Genomic DNA, 26,966 nt, shown 5'->3' on the forward strand with positions numbered 1-26,966 from the left:
GCTATGCGCGATGAAGAGTATATGGCGCGCGCGCTGGAACTGGCGCGGCGCGGTCGTTTTACCACTACGCCGAATCCCAACGTTGGCTGCGTTATCGTACGCGATGGCGTTATCGTGGGCGAGGGCTGGCATCAGCGCGCCGGTGAGCCGCACGCGGAAGTGCATGCATTGCGGATGGCAGGCGAGCAGGCCAGGGGCGCGACCGCTTACGTTACCCTGGAACCCTGTAGCCATCACGGTCGTACGCCGCCGTGCTGTGAAGCGCTGATTGCCGCTGGCGTCAGCCGGGTGGTTGCGGCGATGCAGGATCCTAACCCGGAAGTGGCTGGACGCGGGCTTTATCGTCTGCAGCAGGCAGGGATCGACGTCAGTCACGGGCTGATGATGGCGGAAGCTGAAGCGCTGAACCGTGGTTTTTTAAAACGCATGCGCACCGGCTTTCCCTTCGTTCAGCTAAAACTGGGCGCATCGCTGGATGGTCGTACGGCGATGGCCAGCGGCGAAAGCCAGTGGATAACCTCGCCCGAAGCGCGGCGTGATGTGCAGCGCCTGCGCGCGCTCAGTTCTGCCATTCTTAGCAGCAGTGCGACCGTGCTGGCTGACGATCCGGCGCTGACGGTTCGCTGGGAGGAACTGGGTGCCGCCACGCAGGCACACTACCCGCAGGAAAATTTACGCCAGCCGGTACGGGTGATTATTGACAGCCAGAACCGGGTAACGCCGCAGCATCGCCTGCTGCATCAGCCGGGTGAAACCTGGCTGGCGCGCCTGCAGGCAGATGAGCAGCAAAGCTGGCCGCAGGCGGTGCAGCAGTTGCGAGTTCCGCCGCGTGATAACCGGCTCGATCTGGTTTCGCTGATGATGCTGCTGGGTAAACAGCAGATCAATCAGGTGTGGGTCGAAGCGGGCGCTCAACTGGCGGGTGCGCTGCTGGAAGCGGGCGTGGTGGATGAGCTAATTGTTTATATGGCGCCGAAGCTGCTGGGCGATAGCGCCCGTGGATTGTGCGCTTTACCCGGCCTGAGCGAGCTGCGTGACGCGCCGCTGTTCAGCTTCAGCGATGTGCGTCAGGTAGGCCCGGATCTGCGCCTGACGCTCAGGCCGGTTTAACGCCCTGCGGAAAAGCGGAAGCAGAGTGCGAAAGAGTGTGGTAGAATCCGCCCCCCTGCGGGGCCAATAAGAACCCTGAAAGGAAAATTATGAAAATTATCGAAGCTGCTGTTGCTACGCCAGAAGCGAAAGTCGCGATTATCATTGCGCGTTTCAACAACTTCATCAATGAGAGCCTGCTGGATGGCGCGATTGATGCGTTAAAGCGCATTGGTCAGGTGAATGATGAAAACATCACCGTTATCTGGGTGCCGGGCGCCTATGAATTACCTATGACGGCTCGCGCCGTTGCCAATGCCGGAAAACATGATGCGGTTATTGCCCTGGGCACCGTAATCCGTGGCGGCACTGCGCACTTCGAATATGTTGCCGGTGAGGCCAGCTCAGGTCTTGCCAGCGTCGCTATGAACAGCGACATCCCGGTCGCCTTTGGCGTCCTGACCACTGAAAATATCGAGCAGGCTATTGAACGCGCTGGTACCAAAGCGGGCAATAAAGGTGCGGAAGCTGCACTGACCGCGCTCGAAATGATTAACGTATTGAAAGCCATTAAAGCCTGATTTTTGTAAGGGGATTTTTGTGAAACCTGCTGCTCGTCGCCGCGCCCGTGAGTGTGCTGTCCAGGCGCTTTATTCCTGGCAGTTGTCCAATAATGACATTGCTGATATTGAATATCAGTTTCTCGCGGAACAGGATGTCAAAGATGTTGATATCAACTATTTCCGCGAGCTGCTGGCTGGCGTTGCGACCAACAGCGCATACCTTGACGGTTTGATGAAGCCTTACCTGTCACGCCAGCTGGAAGAGCTGGGTCAGGTAGAAAAAGCCATTCTGCGCGTCTCTCTGTATGAACTGAGCAAACGCAGCGATGTGCCCTATAAAGTGGCTATCAACGAAGGTATCGAGCTGGCGAAAGTGTTTGGCGCTGAAGACAGTCATAAATTTGTTAACGGCGTGCTGGATAAAGCCGCTCCGCAAATCCGCCCCAACAAAAAATAAGCAATCGAGGCCGGATTCTTTCCGGCCTTTTCTATTCAGGTTCAGCGGAACTTCATTATGTCATGTGGCGAATTTGAACTGATCGCGCGTTATTTTAATCGCGTGACAAGCTCACGTCGCGATGTGGAAAAAGGCATCGGCGACGACTGCGCGTTACTGAACGTGCCGGAAAAGCAAACCCTGGCTATCAGTACCGACACGCTGGTAGAAGGCATCCACTTTCTGCGCGATATCCATCCTGCCGATCTCGGTTATAAGGCGCTGGCGGTTAATCTGAGCGATCTCGCCGCCATGGGTGCCGATCCTGCCTGGCTGACGCTGGCGCTGACGCTGCCGGATGTGGACGAAGCCTGGCTGAAAGCGTTCAGCGACAGCCTGTTTGAACTGCTGGACTACTACGATATGCAATTGATCGGCGGCGATACCACGCGCGGGCCACGTAGCCTGACGCTGGGTATTCACGGTCTGGTGCCTGCGGGGCGCGCTTTGCGCCGCAGCGGTGCACGTCCCGGCGACTGGATTTACGTTACTGGCTCGCTGGGCGACAGCGCAGCAGGTCTGGCGTTGTTGCAGCATCGCGTGCGTATTACCGATCCTGCGGTCCACGAGGCGCTGATAAAGCGCCACCTGCGTCCTATGCCGCGTATTTTACAGGGGCAGGCGCTGCGTAATCTTGCCAGTGCGGCCATTGATATTTCTGATGGGCTGATCTCTGATTTAGGGCATATCCTCAAGGCCAGCGAGTGCGGCGCACGGGTAAATCTCGATGCCCTGCCGTTATCTTCTGTACTGCGCGATCATTTCGAACCGGAGCAGGTAATGCACTGGGCGTTAAGCGGCGGTGAGGATTACGAGCTCTGCTTTACCGTGCCTGAAATCAACCGTGGCGCGCTGGACGTAGCGTTGGGTAAGCTGGGCGTGCCCTATACCTGTATCGGCCAGCTGGCACCGGAATCAGAAGGGTTGGTGTTGTTACAGGATGGCAAACCAGTCATGCTGAAATTGAAAGGATTCGATCATTTTGACGCGCGATAAAGATCTGGCGAAAAGTCGCCTGCGCCTGAGCAATCCGTGGCACCTGATGGCAACCGGTTTCGGTAGTGGCCTGTTCCCGTGGGGGCCGGGCACCATGGGATCGCTGGCGGCGCTGCCATTCTGGTGGCTGATGACCTTTTTACCGCAGGATATCTATTCGCTGCTGGTGATGTTCGGCATCTGTATCGGCGTTTATCTCTGTCACCGTACCGCCAAAGATATGGGCGTTCATGACCACGGCAGCATCGTCTGGGATGAGTTTATCGGTATGTGGATTACGCTGATGGCCATCCCAGTCAATAGCTGGCAATGGGTGCTGGCTGGCTTTGTGACTTTCCGCGTGCTGGATATATGGAAGCCCTGGCCGATCCGCTGGTTCGATCGCAACGTGCATGGCGGGATGGGGATTATGGTGGACGATGTGATTGCCGGGATCCTCTCGGCCGCGCTGCTGTGGTTTATTGGGCATCACTGGCCGCTGTAACGGCTGAAGCGTTGCCCGACCCGAACAACACCTTTATCGCAAAAGTAGCAGGTAAAGGAGCGCTGTACAGAGAGCGTGGGGAAGCATACAGCCGAACAATGTAGCGCCGGTCAGCGGTTTACGCAGCTCCGGCGCTAAACAGCGTTACTGGGCCAGCCACTCAGCGATCTGCTGCTGAATGCCTTCAGCGTCCAGCTGATAGTCGTGTCGGATCTCATCCTGGGTGCCCTGCGGGATAAACTCATCCGGCAGACCGATATTCAATACCGGCACCGCAACACGCTTCGCCATCAGCAGTTCATTAACGCCGCTACCTGCGCCGCCTTTAATCGCGCCTTCCTCCAGCGTCACCAGCGATTCATGGCTGGCCGCCAGTTCCAGTATCAGCGCCTCATCCAGTGGTTTAACGAAACGCATATCCACCAGCGTGGCGTTCAGCGCGTCGGCTGTTGCCTGTGCTTCCGGCAGCAGCGTGCCGAAGTTGAGGATCGCCAGCTTTTCACCGCGACGTTTTATTACGCCTTTGCCCAGCGGCAGTGAGACCAGCGGCTGCATAGGCGCGCCGGTGCCGGTGCCGCGCGGATAACGCACTGCGCTTGGCCCGGCCTGATAGTGATAGCCGGTATAGAGCATTTGACGGCATTCGTTTTCGTCGCTGGGCGTCATGATCACCATGCCGGGAATGGTACGCAGGAAAGCGAGATCGAACGCGCCCTGGTGCGTTTGTCCATCCGCGCCGACAATACCGCCGCGATCGATAGCGAACAGTACAGGCAGCTGCTGAATTGCCACGTCATGAATCAGCTGATCGTAAGCGCGCTGCAGGAAAGTGGAGTAGATTGCCACCACCGGCTTGTAGCCGCCGATAGCCAGTCCGGCAGCAAAGGTCACCGCATGCTGCTCGGCAATTGCTACGTCGAAATATTGGCCCGGATACTGGCGTGAAAAGCCCACCATACCAGAGCCTTCACGCATCGCTGGCGTAATCGCCATCAGCTTGTTGTCGTCTGCTGCGGTTTCGCACAGCCAGTCGCCGAAAATCGCGGAGTAGGTGGGTAAACCGCCAGAACTTTTAGGCAGCGCGCCGCTGGCCGGATCGAATTTAGGCACGGCATGCCAGGCGATAGGATCGTTCTCCGCCGGCGCGTAGCCTTTGCCTTTTTTCGTCATGATATGCAGAAACTGCGGACCTTTCAGATCGCGCATATTGCTGAGGGTATGCACCAGCGTCAGTACATCGTGACCATCAACCGGGCCGATATAGTTGAAGCCCAGTTCCTCAAACAGCGTTCCAGGCACCACCATACCTTTAAGATGTTCTTCGGTACGTTTAACCAGCTCTTTAATCGGCGGCAGGCCGGTTAGCACCTTTTTGCCGCCTTCACGCAGGCGTGCATAGGTTTTACCAGAGAGGATTTGCGCCAGGCGATTATTAAGCGCGCCAACGTTTTCTGAAATCGACATTTCGTTATCGTTCAGAATCACCAGCAGGTCCGCTTTGATATCACCGGCATGGTTCATCGCCTCAAAGGCCATCCCGGCGGTGATAGCGCCGTCGCCAATAATACAGGCGGTACGACGGCCCTGGCCCTCTTTGCCTGCGGCCACCGCCATACCAAGACCGGCGCTGATTGAGGTAGAGGAGTGTCCCACGCTCAGCACGTCATATTCGCTTTCTGCCCGCCAGGGGAATGGATGCAGGCCATTTTTTTGGCGAATGGTGCCGATGCGGTCGCGGCGTCCAGTCAGAATTTTATGCGGGTAGGCCTGATGACCGACATCCCACACCAAATGATCGAACGGCGTGTTATAGACGTAGTGAAGCGCGACGGTCAGTTCAACCACCCCGAGGCCCGAAGCAAAATGGCCGCTGGAGCGGCTGACGCTGTCCAGCAGGTACTGACGTAGTTCATCGCACAGTGCCGGCAACTTCTCTTTCGGCAGTTTACGCAGTTCTTGCACGGTATCGGCAAGCGCCAGCGTCGGGTATTTTGCAGTATCAAAACTCATCAGAGACTCATTGTGGAAGTTATTTATCGCGTTCGATAATGAAGCCTGCCAGCGCATGTAAGGCGGAGGTGTCCAGAGAAAGTGCGGCCAGCTGATCCAGCGCGCCGAGCGCTTCCTGATAGAGGTCCTGCGCTTTCTGGCGGGCATCGTCCAGCCCCATCAGAGCCGGATAGGTGCTTTTGCCAAGTTGCTGATCGGCACCCTGCTGTTTGCCCGTTACTGCGGTATCGCCCACCACATCCAGAATGTCATCCTGAACCTGAAAGGCGAGCCCGATCGCATTGGCATAACGATCGAGCAGCGGCAGGGCTGCACGCCCGCGTTCGCCGGCGCTCAGCGCGCCAAGACGAACGGCAGCGCGAATTAACGCACCGGTTTTATGACGATGAATTTTTTCCAGCGTCGCTAAATCGATCTGCTGACCTTCCGCCGCCAGATCCAATGCCTGACCGCCGCACATGCCTGCCACGCCGCTGGCCTGCGCCAGCTCAGAAATCATGGCGATGCGGTCCTGCGGTTGAACGCCATGCATCGGCGCATCGGCAAGGATCGAAAAGGCCAGCGTTTGCAGCGCATCGCCCGCTAAAATAGCGGTATCCTCGCCAAATTTAATATGGCAGGTTGGCTGTCCACGGCGCAGGCTATCGTCATCCATAGCCGGAAGATCGTCATGAATCAATGAGTAGGCGTGAATGCATTCAACGGCGGCGGCGGGCGCGTCCAGGGTATCCGTGTCGGCCTGTAACATATCGCCGACCACATATACTAAAAACGGACGCAGCCGTTTACCGCCTAATAATGCCCCATATTGCATGGCATTAACCAGAGGAGAACTCTGAAAGGGCAGGGGAGCAATAAAACGCGACAGCGCAAGGTTCACCCGCTGATGATAGTGGGCAAGCAGTTCAGCAAAATCCATTATTCAGCATCCGGCGTAAAAGGCGTCAGGGCGGCATCTTTATCATCGTTAAGCAGGATCTGAACGCGCTGTTCCGCCTGCTGCAGGGTTTTTTGCCCTACTTTTGCCAGCTGTACGCCGCGCTCAAATTCATTCAGCGCCTCTTCCAGCGGTAAATCGCCGCTTTCCAGACGGGTAACTATCTGCTCCAGCTGCTGCAGGGACGTCTCAAAACTAATGGGCTGTTCGGCTTTTTTTGGCATAGTGATTATTGGCTCACAGGTTTTTTATCTATAGCAAGCGGACATGGTAGCCGACTCGAAATGATTAGCAAAATAATGATAGAGCATGACGGTAAAACAGGCAGCTCAAAGACAAAAGTGATATACTGCCGCGCCTCGGAAGCAAAGGACGCAGGTGACTTTGCAATTCATTGATTTTATCAGTTAAGTGCCGCTGTTTTTAGCACTTAATTATCTCAGAGCTGTGCTGCCATGAAGTTTATCATTAAATTATTTCCTGAAATCACCATCAAGAGTCAGTCGGTGCGCTTGCGCTTTATCAAAATCCTTACGGGTAATATTCGTAACGTACTGAAGGATCTTGATGAAACTCTGGCAGTGGTGCGTCACTGGGATCATATTGAAGTACGATCCAAAAATGAAAGCCTGCGTGAAGTTTATGTCGATGAGCTCACGCGCATTCCCGGTATCCATCATGTGCTGGCAGTAGAAGATCGTACCTGGACCGATATGCACGATATTTTTGAGCAGACGCTGGCCGTTAACCGCGAACGTCTGGAAGGGAAAACCTTCTGCGTACGCGTTAAGCGTCGGGGACAGCATCCGTTCAGCTCGCAGGATGTGGAGCGCTATGTCGGCGGCGGTCTGAATCAGCATATCGCCAGCGCGCAGGTAAAGCTTTCGCATCCGCAGGTTACGGTCAATCTGGAGATTGAGAACGAGCGCCTGATACTGGTGACCGGCCGCCATGAAGGCCTGGGCGGCTTCCCTATCGGTACGCAGGAGGATGTGCTGTCGCTGATTTCCGGCGGTTTCGACTCCGGCGTTTCCAGCTATATGCTGTTGCGTCGCGGCTGCCGCGTACATTACTGCTTCTTTAACCTTGGCGGCGCGGCGCATGAAATCGGCGTTCGTCAGGTGGCACACTATCTGTGGAATCGTTTTGGTCGCTCGCATCGCGTACGTTTTGTCGCCATCAATTTCGAGCCGGTGGTGGCGGAGATTCTGGAAAAAGTGGATGACGGCCAGATGGGCGTGGTACTGAAGCGCATGATGGTGCGTGCGGCTTCGCAAATCGCCGAGCGCTACGGCGTGCAGGCGCTGGTGACCGGCGAGGCGCTGGGTCAGGTATCCAGCCAGACGCTGACTAACCTGCGCCTGATTGATAACGCTTCTGATACCCTGATCCTGCGTCCGCTGATTTCGCATGATAAAGAGCACATCATCAATCTCGCGCGCCAGATCGGCACGGAAGACTTTGCCCGTACCATGCCGGAATATTGCGGTGTGATCTCGAAAAGCCCAACGGTCAAAGCGGTGAAGAGCAAGATCGAAGCGGAAGAAGCGAATTTCGATTTCAGCGTGCTGGAGCGTGCGGTGCAGGAAGCGACCAACGTTGATATTCGTACCATCGCAGAACAGTCACAGGAAGAGGTGGTGGAAGTAGAAACCGTTGCTTCTGTTTCAGCGAACGAAGCGCTGCTGGATATTCGCTCGCTGGATGAGCAGGAATCTAAGCCGCTGAAGGTGGAAGGGATGGATGTGACATCGCTGCCGTTCTTCAAACTGGCCACCCATTTTGGCGATCTTGACCAGAGCAAAACCTGGCTTTTGTACTGCGATCGCGGCGTGATGAGCCGTTTGCAGGCGCTCTATCTGTATGAGCAGGGCTTTAAGAACGTGAAGGTGTATCGTCCTTAAGCCAGTAGTGAGGCCAGCCGTCCGGCTGGCCTTAAAGCTTAAAACGGGTCGCGATAATCGTAAATCCCCGCCGCCATCACCAGCTGTTCCCCCACTTCCCGTGCTTTCTCTTTTCCTGCCAGCAGATCGATCAGCTTCAGGGCAAAATCTATCGCCGTGCCTGGCCCCTGGCTGGTCAGTAAGTTAACGCGGGGATCCCAAACCACGCGTTTTTCCACCCATTTTTCCGCCGGGATAGTCTCTTTTAATCCAGGAAAACCGGTCATATTCCCCAGTGGAAAGAGATCGTGCGGCACCAGTACCGTGCCAGCTGCGGCGCAAATGGCGGCAACAATGCGTCCGGAAAGATGAAACTGGCGCACCGTCTCCACCAGCAGCGGACTATCGCGGAAGGCCTCCGCGCCCTTCAGGCCGCCTGGCAGCACGATAGCCGCAAAATCGTTGTCTGCAACCTCGACCAGCGGCGCATCCGCCAGCAGTCGCACGCCACGTGAACAGACAATTTCGCAACTGCCATCGCCGTTGACGCTGGCGGTGGTGACATGAATTCCACCGCGCACCAGCAGGTCGATAGTGGTGACGGCTTCGGTTTCTTCAGTGCCATGTGCCAGGCAGACCAGCACCGATACGTTCGCGTTCATAATCTTGTTCCTTACGCTTGATCAGCTCATATAGCCGGGCATTCTCCGGCACGGCAATCCCCTGCGCCCGCGCGCGCTGCAGCAGATAACCAGTAATATATTCAATCTCAGTGCGACGCTGGGACCGGATATCCTGCAGCATAGAGGAGACATTAAGCGCGGTGCTGGCAATCACGGAATAAATATACTCCTTCAACTGACCGGCGCTGGTATGCAGCCCTTCCCGCGTCATAACCGCCGCAACCTCATCACAGAGCAGGGAAATTTGCTCCGGCCAGGCGATCAGTTCGCCGTTTAAGCAGTCATGGATGGCGCTGAGAGGATTGATAACACAGTTAACGGCCAGCTTCTGCCAGCATGCGGCAGAGACATTATTATGCCAGGCAACATCCGGCAGCGCCTGATGCAGCATTTCAGCCAGATCGCTTAACGCCGCGCTATCAGCGGAGCCCGGTCCAATATGTGTGGTGCCGCTGGCAACGTGCAGGATAACCGTACCGTCATGTTTAGCTGCATGGGTAGTAACGCCACGCAGTAACGGCTGCGTCAGGCTTTTCAGCTCTTCCAGCGTGCCCATACCGTTATGCAGCAGCAATACTGGGCAGTCTGGCGGCAGCAGGCTTTGCAGATTCTTTACCGCGCCGGAAACTTGCCAGGCTTTAACCGTAACCAGCAGAAGATCGCACTGGCTAAGAAACAGCGGATCGTTGGCAATAAAGGTTTTATTTACCACTGAACCGTCGGTATCAATAACGTTCACCGAACACCAGGGCTGCGGAACCCGTAGCCAGCCCTGTACCTCATGCCCCTGTCGATCGAGCGCCGCCAGCCAGAGCTGACCAAGCGCGCCGCAGCCAAGTACCGTAATTTTCATGCGTCCTCCCGCAGGCGGTTTTCAGAGCCTTACCGGCGAGTTAATTGAGTATAGCTATGCCTAAGGGCTATTTTCCTTGCCATGCACAAGCAGGTATTATGCCTGTCACTTTGGAGTCTGGAGAAAAAAATTATGCCATCTTTCGATATCGTTTCTGAAATCGACATGCAGGAAGTACGAAACGCGGTAGAAAACGCCAACCGTGAGCTGTCAACCCGCTTTGATTTTCGTAATGTCACTGCCAGCATTGAGCTGAATGAAAAAGCGCAGACCATTAAAGTCACCACCGAGTCCGATTTTCAGGTGAAACAGCTGGTGGATATTCTGCGTGAGAAGCTACTTAAACGCGGAATTGAAGGCGCAGCGCTGGAAGTGCCGGAGCAGATCGAGCATAGCGGCAAGAGCTGGAGTCTGGATGCCAAACTCAAGCAGGGTATCGAGACCGATATGGCGAAGAAGATTGTTAAGCTTATCAAGGACAGCAAAATTAAAGTTCAGGCGCAGATTCAGGGAGAAGAGGTGCGCGTTAACGGTAAGTCGCGCGACGATCTGCAAAGCGCCATCGCGCTGGTGCGCGGCGGAAACCTGGGCCAGCCGTTCCAGTTTAAAAACTTCCGCGATTAATTAAATGTGATAGCACCGTATCGATAAGCGGGGCGCGTAATGTACTGACAGACATCACCGACGTCTGCGGCACAGGCAGGCCGGGCAGAAGAGTAAAGCGTCCCGCGGCAGGGACGCCGCGGGCCGAGCTGTCAGGGATGACGTTTTTTGCGTCTTTACGATCGGACCGGCCTGCCTGTGCAGGCACCGGCCCTTATTTGAAGGCTGCCCATACAGCCTTTCTGCGCCTCAGACCGCAGTGATGGTATCAGGCCGCGTTGATAGTGCCAGGCCGCGTCATGCGGCCCTGATTGTATCGATGCTGCCAGCGGGGAAGGGCAACGCGTCAGGCGCTGGCAATCAACGCTTCCAGCTCAACCCGGCTGGTCACCTTACTGTCGATTTTAATATAGGCGCTACGCTCTTCCGGCACGATAAACACCGAAGAGACGCCGCGCTGCGCTTTAAGTTTTTGCTCAAGGCGCGGATCATTAAGTGCATTCTCACTCAGCACGATACGCAGGCTACTGACATAAGGCGGCTCCTGCATGGTACTGCTAAGCAGCAGCCACAGCGTAGCGACAATCGAGCCCAGCAAAAACACCGTTTGCGCATCAAACCGATCGAAAACCCAGCCGCCCATGCTGCCGCCTATCGCCACGCCCAGAAACTGGCTGGTGGAATAAATTCCCATCGCGGTGCCTTTATAACCGGCCGGGGATTCTTTACTGATTAATGAAGGCAGAATGGCTTCCATCAGATTAAAGGCGAGGAAAAAAAGCTGCACGCCAATTACCAGCGTCCAGAAGTGATTTCCTGCTCCCCAAAGTACAATCTCGGCGATAAGGATCAACGCGACACAGCAGATAAAAACCCGCTTCATACGGCGTTTCACTTCGGCATAGATAATAAAAGGCACCACGCCAACAAACGCCACCAGCATGGTGATCAGATAAACCTTCCAGTGCTGCTCAGCCGGGAAACCCGCCAGCTCAAACTGACCGGGCAGGGCAACGAAACTCGACATCAGCAGAATATGCAGGCAGAAAATGCCGATATTCAATTTCAACAGGCGCGGCTGCATCAGCACTTCGCGAATACTGCCTTTCACCATTCCCGATTCGCGGTTCAAAACATGATGCGGCGCGTTAGGCACCACCAGCAATGTAATCACAATACCGCAGCTGGCCAGAATGGCGATCATCCAGAACAGCGCATGCAGGCCGAAGGCATGCGTAATGATCGGACCCAGCACCATCGCAATGGCAAAGGTCACGCCAAAGCTGATGCCGATAAACGCCATCGCTTTGGTGCGGTTCTGCTCACGTGTAAGATCGGAGAGCAACGCCATAACCGCGGCGGCAATCGCCCCGGAGCCCTGCAGGGCGCGACCGAGAATGACTCCCCAAATCGAGGTGGTACTGGCTGCAATCACGCTGCCGAGCACAAAAACCAGCAGGCCGCCGACAATAAGCGGTTTCCGGCCAATACGATCGGAGAGCAGGCCAAATGGTATCTGGAAAATAGCCTGAGCCAGACCATAAATACCAATCGCCAGGCCAATGAGCGCTTCGCTTGCACCCTGTAAAGCCATGCCGTATGTGGTGAGCACCGGTAAAACCATAAACATGCCCAGCATACGCAAAGAAAATACGGTGCCTAAACCCCAGGTTGCGCGCAGCTCAACCGGTGTCATTTTGTTATCGTTCATTGCAACCTCAATATTATTACTGACACTATTTTAAGGAGCAGGGCAGGGCGGGTAAAACGGAAGTTTTTAAGCAGTCGTAACAAAAAGAAAGGGCGCAAGAAGCGCCCTTAGTGATGTAGCTTACGATTAGCGTACGTAAGTCAGCAGGTTTTCTGACACCGGTGCCATAAAGTCAACCGACATCATCACGCTTAGCGCCGTGATAGCGACAATGGAGAACACAAACAGTTTACGAGCCCAAACGCGATCGTTTGACGTTTTATAACCTGAAAGTGCCATTCCCAGCCACCAAACGCTTACTGCCGCCGCAACCACCAGATATTTGTAGCCAGCGTAGCCGCCCAGCGTCAGCATCAGCGTGGCAATCATAAACGCCAGAATGTAGAGCGTAATATGATTTTTTGCCACGGAGATCCCTTTCACCACCGGCAGAACCGGAATATTTGCTGCCTGGTAATCTTTAAAGCGGAAGATAGCAATCGCATAGGAATGCGGCATCTGCCACAGGCTAAAGATCGCCAGCAGGATCAGCGCGCCAGCATCAAACTCGTTAGTCACTGCGCAGTAGCCAATAACCGGCGGCGCAGCGCCGGAAAGACTACCAATCAGCGTACCGTAGACTGATTTACGCTTCATATAGAGGCTGTAAATGCCGACGTATACCACGAAGCCCATGACCGCCAGCCACATGGCCAGCGGGTTTGCTCCGAAATACAGCAACGCAAAGCCAGCAATACCTAATGCGGTTGCATAAACCAGGGTTACTTTCGGAGAGATGAGGCCTTTTACCAGCACTCGATTCTTGGTTCTCTCCATTTTTCTGTCGATGTCGCGGTCGATAAAGTTGTTATAAACACAACCTGATGCGACCACCAGTGAGACACCAACCAGGGCGGTGAGAAACAGGGTGTAATCAATACTGCCTTTCGAAGCCAGCAGAAAACCCCCGATAACAGAAATTAAATTCCCGAAAATAATTCCTGGTTTTGTTACTTGCAGGTATTGCTTAATCATCACGAGCGACTCTTTAGTGGGACATCATCATGTTGTAGTTGAGGTTCCACATGATCCACAGCGAGCCGACGACAACAATCAGAATAATTATGGCGGAGAACACAATCGCCACAAAGTTCCAGCCGCCTTCAGATTTGGTATCAAGGTGCAAGAAGAAGACCAGGTGAACAAGCACCTGAACTACCGCACACACCAGAACCACGCTGAGAATTGTGCCATGCGAAGCGCCGCCATCCATTACCATCCAGAACGGAATAGCCGTCAGGATGACAGAGAGGATGAAGCCAATCATGTACGATTTCACGCTGCCGTGAGATGCGCCATGTTCGTTAACAGAATGACTCATTACATGGCCCCCATCAGATAGACAACGGTAAATACGCAGATCCATACCACGTCGAGGAAGTGCCAGAACAAGCTCAGACACATGATACGCGCGCGGTTGGTGGCATTCAGACCATTTTTAGCAATCTGGAACATCAGAACCAGCATCCAGATCAGACCAGAGGTTACGTGCAGACCGTGCGTACCAACCAGCGTAAAGAAGGCTGACAGGAAGCCGCTGCGATCCGGGCCGAAGCCTTCTGCGATCAGATGATGGAACTCATAGATTTCCATCGCGATAAAGCCAAGTCCGAACAAGAACGTCAGCGCCAGCCAACGGTTAACTGCGCCTTTTTTGCCGTTGTTCATGCCGATAACGGCCATACCGTAAGTAATGGAACTCAACAGCAGCAGGGCGGTTTCGACCAGTACGAACGGCAGTTCGAAAATGTCTTTACCTGCCGGACCACCGGCAGTGTTGTTGACCATAACTGCATAGGTCGCAAACAGCGTTGCGAAGATAATGCAGTCGCTCATCAGGTAGATCCAGAAGCCAAAAATCTTATTGGCTCCCGCATCGTGATGCCCATGCTCCGCATGGGCGTCGTGCTGTTTAGACAGTGTTTGTGCCATTATTTCAGACCTGCTTTGCTGATATCTTTGAAGTGCTGATTTTCAATTGCTTCGACCTCTTTGACCGGAACATAGTAATCAACGTCTTCATCGAAGCTTTTAACGATCCAGCTAACAATCATCGCCACGAAGGACAGACCCATCAGCCACCAGATATGCCAGATGGCAGCGAAACCAAAGACCGTTGCGAACAGGGCGATAATCAGGCCCGCGCCGCTGTTTTTCGGCATATGGATCTCTTCATAATGAGCAGGCTGCTTATACGCTTCACCTTTTTCTTTCATTTCCCAGAAGGCATCACGCTCATTGATGTGCGGAACCACTGCGAAGTTATAGAACGGCGGCGGAGAGGAAGTTGACCACTCCAGCGTACGGCCACCCCATGGGTCACCGGTCAGATCGCGGTTCAGGTGACGGTCGCGTACAGAAACCCAGAACATGATCAGCTGAGAGAGGATACCCAGCGCAATCAGGCCAACACCTACGGCAGCAACAACCAGCAGCGTATGGAACTGCGGATCGATATCCTGGCTCAGACGACGGGTCATGCCCATAAAGCCCAGCGCGTACAGCGGCATAAAGGCAACGAAGAAACCGATAATCCAGAACCAGAAAGCGCGTTTACCCCAGGTTTCGTTCAGGGTGAAACCAAATGCTTTCGGGAACCAGTAGGTCACACCGGCCATACAACCGAATACCACACCACCGATAATCACGTTATGGAAGTGCGCGATCAGGAACAGACTGTTGTGCAGCACGAAGTCAGCACCCGGAACCGCCAGCAGAACACCGGTCATACCACCCACAGAGAAGGTGACCAGGAAGCCTACGGTCCACAGCATGGCAGAGTGCATCTGAATGCGGCCCTGGTACATGGTGAACAGCCAGTTAAAGATCTTAACGCCGGTCGGGATGGCGATAATCATCGTCATAATGCCGAAGAAGGCGTTAACGTTCGCACCCGCACCCATAGTGAAGAAGTGGTGCAGCCAAACGATAAAGGACAGAACGGTAATAACCACGGTTGCCCACACCAGCGAGGTATAACCAAACAGGCGCTTTTTCGAGAACGTGGCAACCACTTCTGAGAACACACCGAACACCGGCAGAACCAGAATATAAACTTCCGGATGGCCCCATACCCAGATCAGGTTGACATACATCATCATGTTGCCACCCATATCATTGGTAAAGAAATGGAAGCCCAGATAACGGTCAAGGGTCAACAGCGCCAGCGTCACGGTCAGTACCGGGAACGCAGCGATGATCAGCACGTTAGTACACAGTGATGCCCAGGTGAAAACCGGCATTTTGAACATGGTCATGCCCGGCGCACGCATTTTCAGGATAGTAACGAAGAAGTTAATACCTGTTAATGTCGTACCGATACCGGAAAGCTGCAGACTCCAGATCCAGTAATCTACCCCAACGCCTGGACTGTATTCCGCGCCTGACAGCGGGGGATAGGCCAGCCAACCGGTCTGAGCAAACTCGCCCACGGCCAGAGAGAGGTTAACCAGAATCACGCCGACAGCGGTGAACCAGAAACTCAGGTTATTAAGGAAAGGGAACGCCACATCGCGCGCGCCGATCTGCAGAGGAACAGCAATGTTCATCAGACCAACAACGAACGGCATCGCTACGAAGAAGATCATAATTACGCCGTGGGCGGTAAAGATCTGATCGTAGTGATGAGGAGGCAGGAAGCCCGCTTCCCCGGCGGAGGCCAACATCTGTTGACCACGCATCATGATAGCATCGGCAAAGCCACGCAGCAGCATGACAAATGCCAGGATCACATACATGATACCCAGTTTTTTGTGGTCGACTGACGTCAGCCATTCGGTCCACAAGTATTTCCACTTACCGAAGTAAGTCAGCGCAGCGACAAGGGCCAGACCACCAAGAATGATGGCGGCCACCGTAACCATGATAATAGGCTCATGGTACGGCACTGCATCCAGTGTTAATTTTCCGAACATCGTATTATTCCTCGGCTCCCGCGTGAGAGGCTTCACTCATGTCCATGCCTTCATGACCTGACATGTCCATCGTCCCGTGGTTCATCTTGAATTTTTCAATAACCTGCTTGAACAATTCAGGATCCGCACTGGAGAAGTACTCAACCGGATGGTTTTCGCTTGGCGCTGCCAGTTTTTCGAATTCATCCATGGTGGTTAAGGTATTCGGTGCCTGTTTCGCTTTGGCTACCCATTGCTCGAAGCTTGCCTGATCGGGAGTAGCAATAGCGTTAAACTTCATTCCTGAGAAACCACGACCGCTAAAGTTAGACGAGATGCCCTTAAAGGTACCCGGCTCGTTAGCAATCAGGTGCAGCTTGGTCTGCATCCCCGCCATCGCGTAGATCTGGCTGCCGAGGGTCGGAATGAAGAAGGAGTTCATGACGGAGTTTGAGGTGATTTTGAAGCTCACCGGAGTATTCGCCGGGAACGCAATCTCATTAACCGTGGCAATACCCTGTTCCGGATAGATAAACAACCATTTCCAGTCCAGTGCGATAACATCGATCTCAACCGGTTTCACGTCAGAAGCCAGCGGTTTGCCAGGTTCCAGCGCGTGGGTTGATTTCCAGGTCAGCACGCCAAGGAAGAGGATGATCAGGATCGGAACGGTCCAGACCACTGCTTCCACTTTATTGGAGTGGGACCAGTTAGGGCTATATTTTGCATTAGTGTTGGACGCACGATACTTCCATGCGAACACCACGGCCATCAGAATTGCGGGTATAACAACGATCAACATCAAGCCAAAGGCTGTCAGTATCAGCGAACGTTGCTCCATTGCAACCTGTCCTTTGGGATCTAACAACGCACTATCACAGCCACTTAACAATAAAGTGCCTGCAATTAATGACAAAATCCCCAAACTTTTATTGTATTTCCTGAGTCTCATTTAACGACCTCAATGACAAGGGCTCTATTGTCGTTTAAGTGTGGCGGCATTTTACGGGAAGGTTTATGCAGTGTAAACCAGCTTAAGAACGTGTCAGAAGGGTGTTGACACCTTTTGCCAAGGGTGTCACATCTGTTGCAGAAGGTGACGGAATATTAATGTAGACAGGTGGTTGAGTTAATATAACGAAAAAGGATGTCTCAAATGAATTATAGGAAGGGATGATTCTAAACAACGTAATCGCGCCTCAATAGTTTAACAAGCCTGTATCATTTGCGAGATAATTATTAAACATAAATAATTACGCACCGTATTTTAATATTAGACGCAGTTTGTTGAACGCGACGGATAATTTTTTCCGTAAAATTAGTTGGTAGAAAAATTCAATGCTGAAGGCTTTTATTAGGTCCGGACGGAAACTATTTTTACCGTCCGGCTTAATTAAGCGGGTATCGTTTTGCGCTGCGCCAGGTAGTCCAGCAGCGTACCGGTAGATATACCCAACAGCATCAACAAGCAGCCGAGGTTAAACAAAGGAAACAACGAGGGCAGGCTCATCAACCCGGCGGCTTCCAGCGCCAGTGCTAACAGCCAAAACGCCAGCAGCGCGCTGCCAGTGGCCAGCAGACGCAGCGCCCAACGATAGCCAACAGGCCAGCGCTGACGCGGATTAAAGTGCTGACTCTCCTGCGACTGCAGCAGGCTCTGTTTGCTGGCTGCCAGCAGCAGCAGGCCTGGCAGAGCAGCAATTACGGAGAAAGCATAAAATGTCGGCCAACCCCACAGCTCTACCAGCCAGCCCGCTGCCGGACCAACATAAACCCGCCCGACTGCCGAGAGCGCCGAGAGTAAAGCGAACTGCGTAGCGGAAAATGAACGATTACACAGGCTCATCAACAGTGCGACAAACGCGGCAGTGCCCATTCCGCCACACAGGTTTTCCACAAATACCGCGCCAGCCATACTCCACATATGCGGCGGCGTAACGGAAAGCAGCCAGTAGGCCAGATTAGAGAAAGCTTGCAGTACGCCAAACAGCATTAGCGCACGAAACAGACTCAGACGCTGCATTAATACGCCGCCGTAGAGCGCGCCGATAATGGTCGCCAGCAGCCCGAGCGATTTATTGACCAGCCCGACGTCGCCAGCGGAAAAGCCGACGCCGCGAATCAGAAAAGTGGTGGTCAGGCTGGCGGCAAAAGCATCCCCCAGCTTATAAAGCACAATCAGCGACAGCATCAGCCAGGCATTATTGCGGTTGAAGAAGTCGCGCAGCGGCGCCATCACGGCTTCTTCCAGCGTACGGGGCCGGGCAACCACATCGGTCGGCTCCTTTGCCAGCAGGGTAGCAATCAAACCGGGCAGCATCATTAACGCCATCAGCCAGTAGGTTGCCTGCCAGCCTAAATAGCGATCCGCCAGCCACAGCGCCAGCCCGCCCGAAACCAGCATCGCCAGGCGATAGCCTAATACGGTGATCGCTGCGCCGCTGCCGCGCTCTTCCGGCGGCAAAATATCGGTTTTCCAGGCATCGAATACAATATCCTGCGAGGCGGAACAGAAGGCGACCAACACCGCCAGCGCGGCCAGTAGGGTCAGATGACGCGAAGGCTCCATGCTGCCCATCAGCGCAATGCCGCCGATCAGCAAAAGTTGCGTGATCACCAGCCAGCCGCGACGCCGTCCCAAAAAAGGCGGCGTAAAGCGATCCATCAGCGGCGACCAGAGAAACTTAAAAACATAGGCTTGTCCAACCAGCGAAAAAAAGCCGATGGTTTTAAGATCCACACCCTCAACCGTCATCCACGCCTGTAGCGTACCGGAAGTCAGGGCGAGGGGAAGGCCGGAGGCGAAGCCCAGCAGGAGCAGGATGGCTGCATTGCGCTGGGTAAACATACGCAGAAACTGATTATCCATAACGACTCTTTTCCTGTAGGCACGCCCGGCATCCTGCCGGGCTACCGAAAATCATTAACGCGCGTTCTGCTTGATAAAGCTACTCACACTGGTGTCCTGTGCCATATCAGAAATGACATCGCTCAGGGTAGAGTTAACGGCCTTGGTGATTTTTTCATTGGTGGCGTTAAATGCGCCTTCGACGCTGTAGGTTTGGCGATAATTTTTCACCTGCTTATTGCCGTTTTTGGCGTTGGCAATAATGGAAATGTCCGCTTTGGTGGTGATGCTATAGCGCAGGTTGCCCTGAGTGACATCGGCATACAGGTTGTTCACCACGATCTGCAAATCTACCGCGCCGTTAGGGCCAATCATATAACCGCGAGCGGTCATCTGCTTCTCCAGCACTTCCTGCAGCAGGAAACGCAGATCGCGGCTTGGCGTCAGCGTCACCAGCTGAGCATCGCGAGTAACTTTGGCCAGCGCCTGGTCGGAACGTTGATCGGCACCGTTAATGCTAACCGTAACGCCCATCAGGCTCGGATCTTGCTGAGGCAGCTGGATAGTAGGTTGGACATCAATCGTATTGCTGTTGTTCGCACAGCCAGCCAGGATAAAGGCAGCCAGCAGAGGGAAGAAAAGTTTTTTTAGCATGCTTATTTTCTCGTAAGTCTGAATGATATTGCTGACAAAACAGCGGGCATCATATCATTGCGTTTCTGTGAAGAAAGCCCCGACGGCGTGTAAATTCATCACTCCGCTTGTTTTTTCAACATAGCGTAACGCGATTTACTGTGAGCAGGCGCGCAGTCGCACGCTCTGGTCGTAACAAGCGGGACAGTTTTTTTTACATTAGCTGCGGAAACGGGTTAAAACCGACTAATATTTAAAGGGATGGGGCGTAGCTCTCTGCCGTAGAGGAGTGGATGTCATGATTCGCGAACAAATAGAAGAAAAGTTAAGAACCGCCTTTCAACCGGCCCACCTGGAAGTTCATGATGAGAGTTATCGTCATAATGTCCCTGCGGGATCGGAGAGCCACTTCAAAGTGGTGATCGTCAGCGATAGTTTTACCGACCAGCGCTTTTTAATGCGCCACCGTGCTATTTATAGCACCCTGAGCGAAGAGCTGGCCGGCAGCGTTCACGCGCTGGCGTTGCATACCTATACGTTGAAAGAGTGGGAAGGGTTGCAGGATACCGTACTCCCTTCGCCTAACTGTCGCGGAGCAGGGATGTTGGCCTGAAACGAGGAATTAACCAAAACGGCCTGAGGGCCGTTTTCTTTTGTCTGAATTTCGCCCAGTTCAGCACCTGAATAAAGATGTTTTTCACTTATTTTCCACCAAACTGCGAACCGGTGCCCGGTTTGCGTTCTCGACGCGGTAAAACGATGCCGCTATAATGCTGCGTCTATTTTTCCGGAATTGCTTCGGGACGCTTCTGGTAACAGGGAATGGTTCTTCATCAGAGGCCGTCCCGGTTGTTGGATAGCGCGGACTTTTATCTGCGCTATCTGAAGTTGACCGAGCTCGTGATTTTTTGAGGTAACAAGATGCAAGTTTCAGTAGAAACCACTCAGGGCCTGGGCCGTCGCGTTACGATTACTGTCGCTGCTGACAGCATCGAGAACGCTGTGAAAAAAGAGCTGGTCGATGTAGCGAAGAAAGTCCGTATCGACGGTTTCCGTAAAGGCAAAGTGCCGATGAGCGTTGTGGCGCAGCGTTACGGCGCCTCTGTTCGTCAGGATGTGCTGGGCGACCTGATGCAGCGCAACTTTGTTGACGCCATCATCAAAGAGAAAATCAATCCGGCCGGCGCGCCGAATTACGTACCGGGCGAATACAAACAGGGTGAAGATTTTACTTACTCTGTAGAATTTGAAGTGTATCCGGAAGTTGAGCTGCAGGGTCTGGACGCAATCGAAGTTGAAAAACCGATTGTAGAAGTGACCGACGAAGATGTGGACGCAATGCTGGACACCCTGCGCAAACAGCAGGCGACCTGGAAAGAAAAAGAAGGTGAAGCGGCCGCTGAAGATCGCGTTACCGTTGATTTCTCCGGCTCCGTAGACGGCGAAGAGTTTGAAGGCGGTAAAGCTTCTGACTTCGTACTGGCTATGGGTCAGGGCCGCATGATCCCGGGCTTCGAAGAAGGCGTTGTGGGTCATAAAGCTGGCGAAGAATTCACTATCGACGTGAAATTCCCGGAAGATTACCACGCGGAAAACCTGAAAGGGAAAGACGCGAAGTTCGCTATCGTGCTGAAAAAAGTTGAAGAGCGCGAGCTGCCGGAACTGACTGAAGAATTCATCAAACGTTTCGGCGTGGAAGATGGCTCTGTTGCTGGCCTGCGTGCGGAAGTGCGTAAAAACATGGAGCGCGAGCTGAAAGGCGCCGTGCGTAACCGTGTTAAAACTCAGGCGATTGACGGCCTGGTAAAAGCCAACGATATCGACGTGCCGGCTGCACTGATCGACAGCGAAATCGACGTACTGCGTCGTCAGGCTGCACAGCGCTTTGGTGGCAATGAGAAACAGGCTCTGGAACTGCCGCGTGAACTGTTCGAAGAGCAGGCTAAGCGTCGCGTAGTAGTGGGTCTGCTGCTGGGCGAAGTGATCCGCACCAACGATCTGAAAGCAGATGAAGATCGCGTGAAAACGCTGATCGAAGAAATGGCTTCTGCCTACGAAGATCCGCAGGAAGTGATCGAGTTCTACAGCAAAAACAATGAGCTGATGAACAACATGCGCAACGTTGCTCTGGAAGAGCAGGCAGTTGAAGCGGTTCTGGAAAAAGCGAAAGTGACTGAGAAAGCCACTAAGTTCCAGGATCTGATGAATCAGACCTCAATGGCTTGATTTTTCATGCGTTAAATGTTGAAAGCCCGCTGCCGCAAGGAGCGGGCTTTTTATTTATCCCTTTCAGAAAACGCTTTTTGTGTACCTTTTTGACTAATTAAGCGTCAGGTTATTCGGTATGATGCTATTCCAGGTTAGCGATTGAAGAAAACGTTGTTATGCTTGAAACAACGGGCACACGCCCCAAGATAGTTTTCCGAATATCGTGAAAAGTGAAAAGCTGGCTGATTGACCGTCCGGATGGCGTCGGAGAGTGGCAACGTGAAGCATGGTTTTCATGTTCTCACTTAAGTAGAATCGGTACAGAATGTTGCCAATGAAATTTATCCAGGAGACGGTAATGTCATACAATGGCGAACGTGAATTTTCAGCACCTAACATGGCGCTGGTGCCCATGGTGGTCGAACAAACCTCGCGCGGCGAGCGTTCTTACGACATTTATTCCCGCCTGTTAAAAGAGCGCGTCATTTTCCTTACCGGTCAGGTTGAAGATCATATGGCGAACCTGATCGTGGCCCAGATGCTGTTTCTGGAAGCGGAAAACCCAGAAAAAGATATTTACCTGTATATCAACTCACCGGGCGGCGTGATTACCGCTGGTATGTCGATTTACGATACCATGAAGTTTATCAAGCCGGATGTCAGCACCATTTGTATGGGGCAGGCTTGCTCAATGGGGGCTTTCCTGTTGACGGCTGGCACTAAAGGCAAGCGTTACTGCCTGCCTAACTCCCGTGTAATGATCCACCAGCCGCTGGGCGGCTATCAGGGCCAGGCGACAGATATCGAAATTCATGCCCGTGAGATTCTTAAAGTTAAACAGCGCATGAACGAACTGATGGCGGAACATACCGGCAAATCGCTTGAGCAAATCGAACGTGACACCGAGCGTGACCGTTTCCTCTCAGCGAGTGAGGCGGTAGAGTATGGTTTAGTTGATTCTATCCTTACGCATCGCCAATAAGACTCCATCCCGCTGCATACGCTATAGTTACAGCAGACAATGGGTGAAGAGTGGCTACGAATGAGGGCAGTCAGTCTGGCTGCCATCGCCGCATTTAACTGCGGACGAGATAAATAAAGAGGTTAGCTGATGACAGATAAGCGCAAAGACGGTTCAGGGAAGCTGCTGTACTGCTCTTTTTGCGGTAAAAGCCAGCATGAAGTGCGCAAGCTGATTGCCGGGCCGTCAGTGTATATCTGCGACGAATGTGTCGATTTATGTAATGACATTATTCGCGAAGAGATAAAAGAAGTCGCGCCGCATCGAGAGCGTAGCGCGTTACCGACTCCGCACGAAATTCGCCATCATCTTGACGATTACGTTATCGGTCAGGAAAGGGCGAAAAAAGTGCTGGCGGTGGCGGTGTATAACCATTACAAACGCCTGCGCAATGGCGATACCAGCAACGGTATTGAGCTGGGCAAAAGTAATATTCTGCTGATTGGTCCAACCGGTAGCGGTAAAACGCTGTTGGCCGAGACGCTGGCGCGTCTGCTGGACGTGCCCTTCACGATGGCGGATGCCACCACGTTGACCGAAGCAGGTTATGTGGGTGAAGACGTTGAGAATATTATCCAGAAATTGCTGCAGAAATGTGACTACGACGTGCAGAAAGCGCAGCGTGGCATCGTTTACATCGATGAAATTGATAAAATTTCCCGTAAATCAGACAACCCGTCGATTACGCGTGATGTGTCCGGTGAAGGCGTGCAGCAGGCGTTGCTGAAACTGATCGAAGGCACGGTTGCTGCCGTACCGCCGCAGGGCGGACGCAAGCACCCGCAGCAGGAATTTTTGCAGGTTGATACCTCCAAGATTCTGTTTATCTGCGGTGGCGCTTTTGCAGGCCTGGATAAAGTCATTTCCCAGCGTGTGGAAACCGGCTCCGGCATCGGTTTTGGCGCGACGGTAAAAGGCAAATCGCAGAAAGCATCGGAAGGGCAACTGCTGGAGCAGGTTGAGCCGGAAGATCTGATCAAATTTGGTCTGATTCCTGAGTTTATTGGTCGTTTGCCGGTGGTGGCGACGCTCAATGAGTTGAGCGAAGAAGCGTTAATTCAGATTCTGCGTGAGCCGAAAAACGCACTGACGAAACAGTACCAGGCGCTGTTTAACCTGGAAGGCGTTGAGCTGGAATTCCGTGACGAAGCGTTGACGGCCATTGCGCAGAAAGCGATGTCGCGTAAAACCGGTGCCCGTGGCCTGCGTTCTATCGTAGAAGCCGCTCTGCTGGATACGATGTACGATCTGCCTTCAATGGATGATGTGGAAAAAGTGGTGATTGACGAGTCTGTGATTGAAGGGCAGTCAAAACCCATGCTTATCTACGGCACTCATGAAGCGCAGCAGGCATCTGGCGAATAATTCGTCAACACAACCAGCAAGTTAGTTATAAAAGGGGGAATTTGTCCCCCTTTTGTTTTTCTCACGTCCCGGACATTGAATGTCTGGCAAACATCCCCATATACTCAATTACCTGTGGGTTCCCTGGCACATAGCCTGCACTATGCGGTACCCATCACCTGGCGGACTTTAAACTAAGAGAGAGCTCTATGAATCCTGAGCGTTCTGAACGCATTGAAATCCCTGTGTTGCCTTTGCGCGACGTAGTGGTTTATCCGCACATGGTAATTCCGTTGTTTGTTGGTCGGGAAAAATCGATTCGGTGCCTCGAAGCCGCAATGGATCATGATAAAAAGATCATGCTGGTAGCACAGAAAGAGGCTTCAACGGATGAACCTGGCATTAACGATCTCTTCTCTGTAGGGACCGTTTCTTCTATTTTGCAAATGCTGAAACTGCCGGACGGCACTGTAAAAGTGCTGGTTGAGGGGTTACAGCGGGCACGTATTACCCAGCTTGCCGATAACGGTGAGCATTTTACCGCCCAGGCGGAATACCTGGCTTCTCCTGAGATTGAAGAGCGCGAGCAAGAAGTGCTGGTGCGCACCGCCATCAACCAGTTTGAAGGCTATATCAAGCTCAACAAAAAAATTCCGCCTGAAGTACTGACCTCGCTGAACAGCATCGACGATGCCGCTCGCCTGGCCGATACCGTGGCGGCGCATATGCCGTTGAAGCTGGCTGATAAACAGTCTGTGCTGGAAATGTCCGACGTTAACGAACGTCTGGAATATTTGATGGCGATGATGGAATCGGAGATCGACCTGCTGCAGGTAGAAAAACGTATTCGTAATCGCGTCAAAAAACAGATGGAAAAAAGCCAGCGCGAGTACTATCTGAACGAGCAGATGAAGGCCATTCAGAAAGAACTGGGCGAAATGGACGATGCGCCAGATGAATATGAGGCGCTGAAGCGTAAAATCGACGCATCCAAAATGCCGAAAGAGGCGCGCGAAAAAGCTGAAGCCGAGCTGCAGAAGCTGAAAATGATGTCGCCAATGTCAGCAGAAGCGACCGTGGTACGCGGCTATATCGAATGGATGGTTCAGGTTCCGTGGAATGAGCGCAGCAAGGTGAAAAAAGACCTGCGTAAAGCTCAGGAAACGCTGGATACCGACCATTACGGCCTCGAGCGTGTGAAAGACCGCATTCTGGAATACCTGGCGGTACAGAGCCGCGTTAACAAAATTAAAGGGCCGATTCTGTGTCTGGTTGGGCCGCCGGGCGTGGGTAAAACCTCGCTGGGGCAATCTATCGCTAAAGCGACCGGACGTAAGTATGTGCGTATGGCGCTGGGCGGCGTGCGTGATGAGGCGGAAATTCGCGGGCATCGTCGTACTTATATCGGCTCTATGCCTGGTAAACTTATCCAGAAAATGGCGAAGGTTGGCGTGAAAAACCCGCTGTTCCTGCTGGATGAGATTGACAAAATGTCATCTGACATGCGCGGTGACCCGGCTTCAGCGCTGCTTGAGGTGCTGGATCCTGAGCAGAACGTCGCTTTTAACGATCACTATCTGGAAGTGGATTACGATCTCTCCGATGTGATGTTTGTTGCGACCTCTAACTCAATGAATATCCCGGCGCCGCTGCTGGACCGTATGGAAGTGATTCGTCTCTCCGGCTATACCGAAGATGAAAAACTCAATATCGCCAAACAGCACCTGTTGCCGAAACAGATCGAGCGTAACGCGCTGAAATCCAGCGAAATCGCCGTAGATGACAGCGCGATCGTCGGCATTATTCGTTATTACACGCGTGAAGCGGGCGTGCGTAGCCTTGAGCGTGAGCTCTCCAAGCTGTGTCGTAAAGCGGTGAAAGCGCTGCTGCTGGATAAAAATCTGAAGCATATCGAGATCAACGGCGATAACTTGAAAGATTTCCTTGGCGTACAGCGCTTCGATTACGGTCGCGCCGACAACGAAAACCGCGTTGGTCAGGTAACTGGTCTGGCGTGGACGGAAGTGGGTGGCGATCTGCTGACTATCGAAACCGCCTGCGTGCCGGGCAAAGGCAAGCTGACTTATACCGGCTCGCTGGGCGAAGTTATGCAGGAGTCAATTCAGGCGGCATTAACCGTGGTACGCGCGCGCGCAGAGAAACTCGGCATCAACGGGGATTTCTACGAGAAACGCGATATTCACGTGCACGTGCCGGAAGGCGCCACGCCGAAAGATGGACCGAGTGCCGGTATTGCGATGTGCACCGCGCTGGTTTCCTGTCTGACAGGCAACCCGGTACGCGCTGATGTGGCGATGACCGGCGAGATCACGCTGCGTGGTCAGGTGCTGCCTATTGGCGGCCTGAAAGAGAAGCTGCTGGCAGCGCATCGTGGCGGGATTAAAACGGTGTTGATCCCGGATGATAACAAGCGCGATCTGGAAGAGATCCCGGAAAACGTGCTGGCCGATCTGGACATTCATCCGGTTAAACGCATTGAAGATGTATTGACCCTGGCGCTGCAAAACGCACCTTATGGGATGCAGGTTGTCACGGCAAAATAGTGACTATCCCTAAATAATTCGAGTTGCAGGAAGGCGTCGAGGCAGGGAGTCCCCAGGAGCTTACTGTAGTAAATGACTGGGGTGAGCGAGGACAGCCAACGCGCATGC

At 53.4% G+C, this 26,966-nt stretch carries 25 protein-coding genes; 12 read left to right on the plus strand and 13 right to left on the minus strand.

The genetic code is table 11. The features are described from left to right. Nucleotides 1–3 precede the first annotated feature (3 nt). From ribD to pgpA, 5 genes are all read left to right on the plus strand, one after another. Nucleotides 4–1,110 carry a bifunctional diaminohydroxyphosphoribosylaminopyrimidine deaminase/5-amino-6-(5-phosphoribosylamino)uracil reductase RibD gene (gene ribD, locus ACQE3Y_RS04295; RefSeq protein WP_426980968.1) on the plus strand — a complete coding sequence of 369 codons (1,107 nt, stop codon included), beginning with the start codon at nucleotides 4–6 and terminating at the stop codon, nucleotides 1,108–1,110. An 89-nt stretch (nucleotides 1,111–1,199) separates the two neighbouring features. Then, nucleotides 1,200–1,670, plus strand: a complete 471-nt coding sequence (gene ribH, locus ACQE3Y_RS04300) for a 6,7-dimethyl-8-ribityllumazine synthase (protein WP_085067733.1) — start codon at nucleotides 1,200–1,202, stop codon at nucleotides 1,668–1,670. 19 nt (nucleotides 1,671–1,689) lie between these two features. Continuing rightward, on the plus strand, nucleotides 1,690–2,109 hold the full coding sequence (gene nusB / locus ACQE3Y_RS04305) for a transcription antitermination factor NusB (protein ID WP_085067732.1): 420 nt from the start codon (nucleotides 1,690–1,692) through the stop codon (nucleotides 2,107–2,109). 57 nt (nucleotides 2,110–2,166) lie between these two features. After that, complete coding sequence (gene thiL / locus ACQE3Y_RS04310) at nucleotides 2,167–3,144, plus strand: thiamine-phosphate kinase (RefSeq protein ID WP_426974628.1); 978 nt, start codon at nucleotides 2,167–2,169, stop codon at nucleotides 3,142–3,144. Next, nucleotides 3,125–3,628: a phosphatidylglycerophosphatase A gene (pgpA, locus tag ACQE3Y_RS04315; RefSeq protein ID WP_426974746.1), complete on the plus strand. Its 504-nt coding sequence runs from the start codon at nucleotides 3,125–3,127 to the stop codon at nucleotides 3,626–3,628. Before thiL ends, pgpA begins: the two co-directional genes overlap by 20 nt. Nucleotides 3,629–3,772: 144 nt before the next feature. Here the strand turns inward: pgpA and dxs are convergent, their stop codons facing one another. The 3 genes from dxs to xseB are packed head-to-tail and all read right to left on the minus strand — an operon-like array spanning nucleotide 3,773 to nucleotide 6,799. After that, nucleotides 3,773–5,638: a 1-deoxy-D-xylulose-5-phosphate synthase gene (gene dxs, locus ACQE3Y_RS04320; protein ID WP_426980969.1), complete on the minus strand. Its 1,866-nt coding sequence runs from the start codon at nucleotides 5,636–5,638 to the stop codon at nucleotides 3,773–3,775. Nucleotides 5,639–5,657: 19 nt separating this feature from the next. Continuing rightward, the gene (ispA, locus tag ACQE3Y_RS04325; protein WP_250652047.1) at nucleotides 5,658–6,557 is read right to left on the minus strand and encodes a (2E,6E)-farnesyl diphosphate synthase; all 900 of its coding nucleotides are present in this window, start codon (nucleotides 6,555–6,557) and stop codon (nucleotides 5,658–5,660) included. Further along, nucleotides 6,557–6,799: an exodeoxyribonuclease VII small subunit gene (gene xseB / locus ACQE3Y_RS04330; protein ID WP_085067726.1), complete on the minus strand. Its 243-nt coding sequence runs from the start codon at nucleotides 6,797–6,799 to the stop codon at nucleotides 6,557–6,559. The genes ispA and xseB overlap by 1 nt, the downstream gene beginning before the upstream one ends. A gap of 231 nt (nucleotides 6,800–7,030) precedes the next feature. On the opposite strand from xseB, the gene thiI reads away from it, so the two are divergent. Next, entirely contained in the window at nucleotides 7,031–8,479 is a 1,449-nt protein-coding gene (thiI, locus tag ACQE3Y_RS04335; protein WP_426974626.1) for a tRNA uracil 4-sulfurtransferase ThiI, read from the plus strand. Between the two features lie 38 nt (nucleotides 8,480–8,517). On the opposite strand, the gene yajL is transcribed toward thiI, so the two are convergent. Both yajL and panE read right to left on the minus strand, forming a co-directional pair. Continuing rightward, nucleotides 8,518–9,120, minus strand: coding sequence for a protein deglycase YajL (gene yajL / locus ACQE3Y_RS04340; RefSeq protein WP_426974625.1), 603 nt, complete (start codon nucleotides 9,118–9,120; stop codon nucleotides 8,518–8,520). Continuing rightward, the gene (gene panE, locus ACQE3Y_RS04345; RefSeq protein WP_426974624.1) at nucleotides 9,074–9,994 is read right to left on the minus strand and encodes a 2-dehydropantoate 2-reductase; all 921 of its coding nucleotides are present in this window, start codon (nucleotides 9,992–9,994) and stop codon (nucleotides 9,074–9,076) included. Before panE ends, yajL begins: the two co-directional genes overlap by 47 nt. Nucleotides 9,995–10,126: 132 nt before the next feature. Between panE and ACQE3Y_RS04350 the strand changes: the two genes are divergently transcribed. After that, on the plus strand, nucleotides 10,127–10,618 hold the full coding sequence (locus tag ACQE3Y_RS04350) for a YajQ family cyclic di-GMP-binding protein (RefSeq protein WP_250652051.1): 492 nt from the start codon (nucleotides 10,127–10,129) through the stop codon (nucleotides 10,616–10,618). 325 nt (nucleotides 10,619–10,943) lie between these two features. On the opposite strand, the gene ACQE3Y_RS04355 is transcribed toward ACQE3Y_RS04350, so the two are convergent. The 8 genes from ACQE3Y_RS04355 to ACQE3Y_RS04390 form a co-directional block, all read right to left on the minus strand. Continuing rightward, entirely contained in the window at nucleotides 10,944–12,308 is a 1,365-nt protein-coding gene (locus tag ACQE3Y_RS04355; RefSeq protein WP_426974623.1) for an MFS transporter, read from the minus strand. A gap of 126 nt (nucleotides 12,309–12,434) precedes the next feature. Beyond that, nucleotides 12,435–13,322, minus strand: a complete 888-nt coding sequence (gene cyoE, locus ACQE3Y_RS04360) for a heme o synthase (RefSeq protein WP_085067720.1) — start codon at nucleotides 13,320–13,322, stop codon at nucleotides 12,435–12,437. Between the two features lie 13 nt (nucleotides 13,323–13,335). Further along, nucleotides 13,336–13,668 (minus strand): cytochrome o ubiquinol oxidase subunit IV, encoded by a 333-nt coding sequence (locus ACQE3Y_RS04365; RefSeq protein WP_141176762.1) that lies wholly within the window; start codon nucleotides 13,666–13,668, stop codon nucleotides 13,336–13,338. Then, nucleotides 13,668–14,279: a cytochrome o ubiquinol oxidase subunit III gene (locus tag ACQE3Y_RS04370; protein ID WP_085067718.1), complete on the minus strand. Its 612-nt coding sequence runs from the start codon at nucleotides 14,277–14,279 to the stop codon at nucleotides 13,668–13,670. Before ACQE3Y_RS04370 ends, ACQE3Y_RS04365 begins: the two co-directional genes overlap by 1 nt. Further along, nucleotides 14,279–16,261 (minus strand): cytochrome o ubiquinol oxidase subunit I, encoded by a 1,983-nt coding sequence (gene cyoB, locus ACQE3Y_RS04375; protein WP_426974622.1) that lies wholly within the window; start codon nucleotides 16,259–16,261, stop codon nucleotides 14,279–14,281. Before cyoB ends, ACQE3Y_RS04370 begins: the two co-directional genes overlap by 1 nt. A gap of 4 nt (nucleotides 16,262–16,265) precedes the next feature. Next, a complete protein-coding gene (gene cyoA, locus ACQE3Y_RS04380; protein WP_085067716.1) occupies nucleotides 16,266–17,192 on the minus strand; it encodes a cytochrome o ubiquinol oxidase subunit II in 927 nt (308 codons plus the stop codon). A gap of 441 nt (nucleotides 17,193–17,633) precedes the next feature. Beyond that, nucleotides 17,634–19,109 carry a muropeptide MFS transporter AmpG gene (gene ampG, locus ACQE3Y_RS04385; RefSeq protein ID WP_426974621.1) on the minus strand — a complete coding sequence of 492 codons (1,476 nt, stop codon included), beginning with the start codon at nucleotides 19,107–19,109 and terminating at the stop codon, nucleotides 17,634–17,636. A 54-nt stretch (nucleotides 19,110–19,163) separates the two neighbouring features. Further along, nucleotides 19,164–19,742, minus strand: coding sequence for a lipoprotein (locus tag ACQE3Y_RS04390; RefSeq protein WP_426974620.1), 579 nt, complete (start codon nucleotides 19,740–19,742; stop codon nucleotides 19,164–19,166). Nucleotides 19,743–20,019: 277 nt separating this feature from the next. Between ACQE3Y_RS04390 and bolA the strand changes: the two genes are divergently transcribed. The 5 genes from bolA to lon all read left to right on the plus strand — a co-directional run bounded on the left by bolA (nucleotide 20,020) and on the right by lon (nucleotide 26,858). After that, nucleotides 20,020–20,334 carry a transcriptional regulator BolA gene (bolA, locus tag ACQE3Y_RS04395; RefSeq protein ID WP_085067713.1) on the plus strand — a complete coding sequence of 105 codons (315 nt, stop codon included), beginning with the start codon at nucleotides 20,020–20,022 and terminating at the stop codon, nucleotides 20,332–20,334. A gap of 308 nt (nucleotides 20,335–20,642) precedes the next feature. Continuing rightward, entirely contained in the window at nucleotides 20,643–21,947 is a 1,305-nt protein-coding gene (gene tig / locus ACQE3Y_RS04400) for a trigger factor (RefSeq protein ID WP_250652055.1), read from the plus strand. Nucleotides 21,948–22,287: 340 nt separating this feature from the next. Next, nucleotides 22,288–22,911: an ATP-dependent Clp endopeptidase proteolytic subunit ClpP gene (gene clpP, locus ACQE3Y_RS04405; RefSeq protein ID WP_085067711.1), complete on the plus strand. Its 624-nt coding sequence runs from the start codon at nucleotides 22,288–22,290 to the stop codon at nucleotides 22,909–22,911. Between the two features lie 129 nt (nucleotides 22,912–23,040). After that, entirely contained in the window at nucleotides 23,041–24,315 is a 1,275-nt protein-coding gene (gene clpX / locus ACQE3Y_RS04410) for an ATP-dependent protease ATP-binding subunit ClpX (protein ID WP_085067710.1), read from the plus strand. A gap of 188 nt (nucleotides 24,316–24,503) precedes the next feature. Continuing rightward, entirely contained in the window at nucleotides 24,504–26,858 is a 2,355-nt protein-coding gene (lon, locus tag ACQE3Y_RS04415; RefSeq protein ID WP_426974619.1) for an endopeptidase La, read from the plus strand. The last annotated feature ends 108 nt before the right edge of the window (nucleotides 26,859–26,966 follow it).

This window comes from Pantoea sp. FN0305 (assembly GCF_050113845.1).
Classification (GTDB): domain Bacteria; phylum Pseudomonadota; class Gammaproteobacteria; order Enterobacterales; family Enterobacteriaceae; genus Mixta; species Mixta alhagi.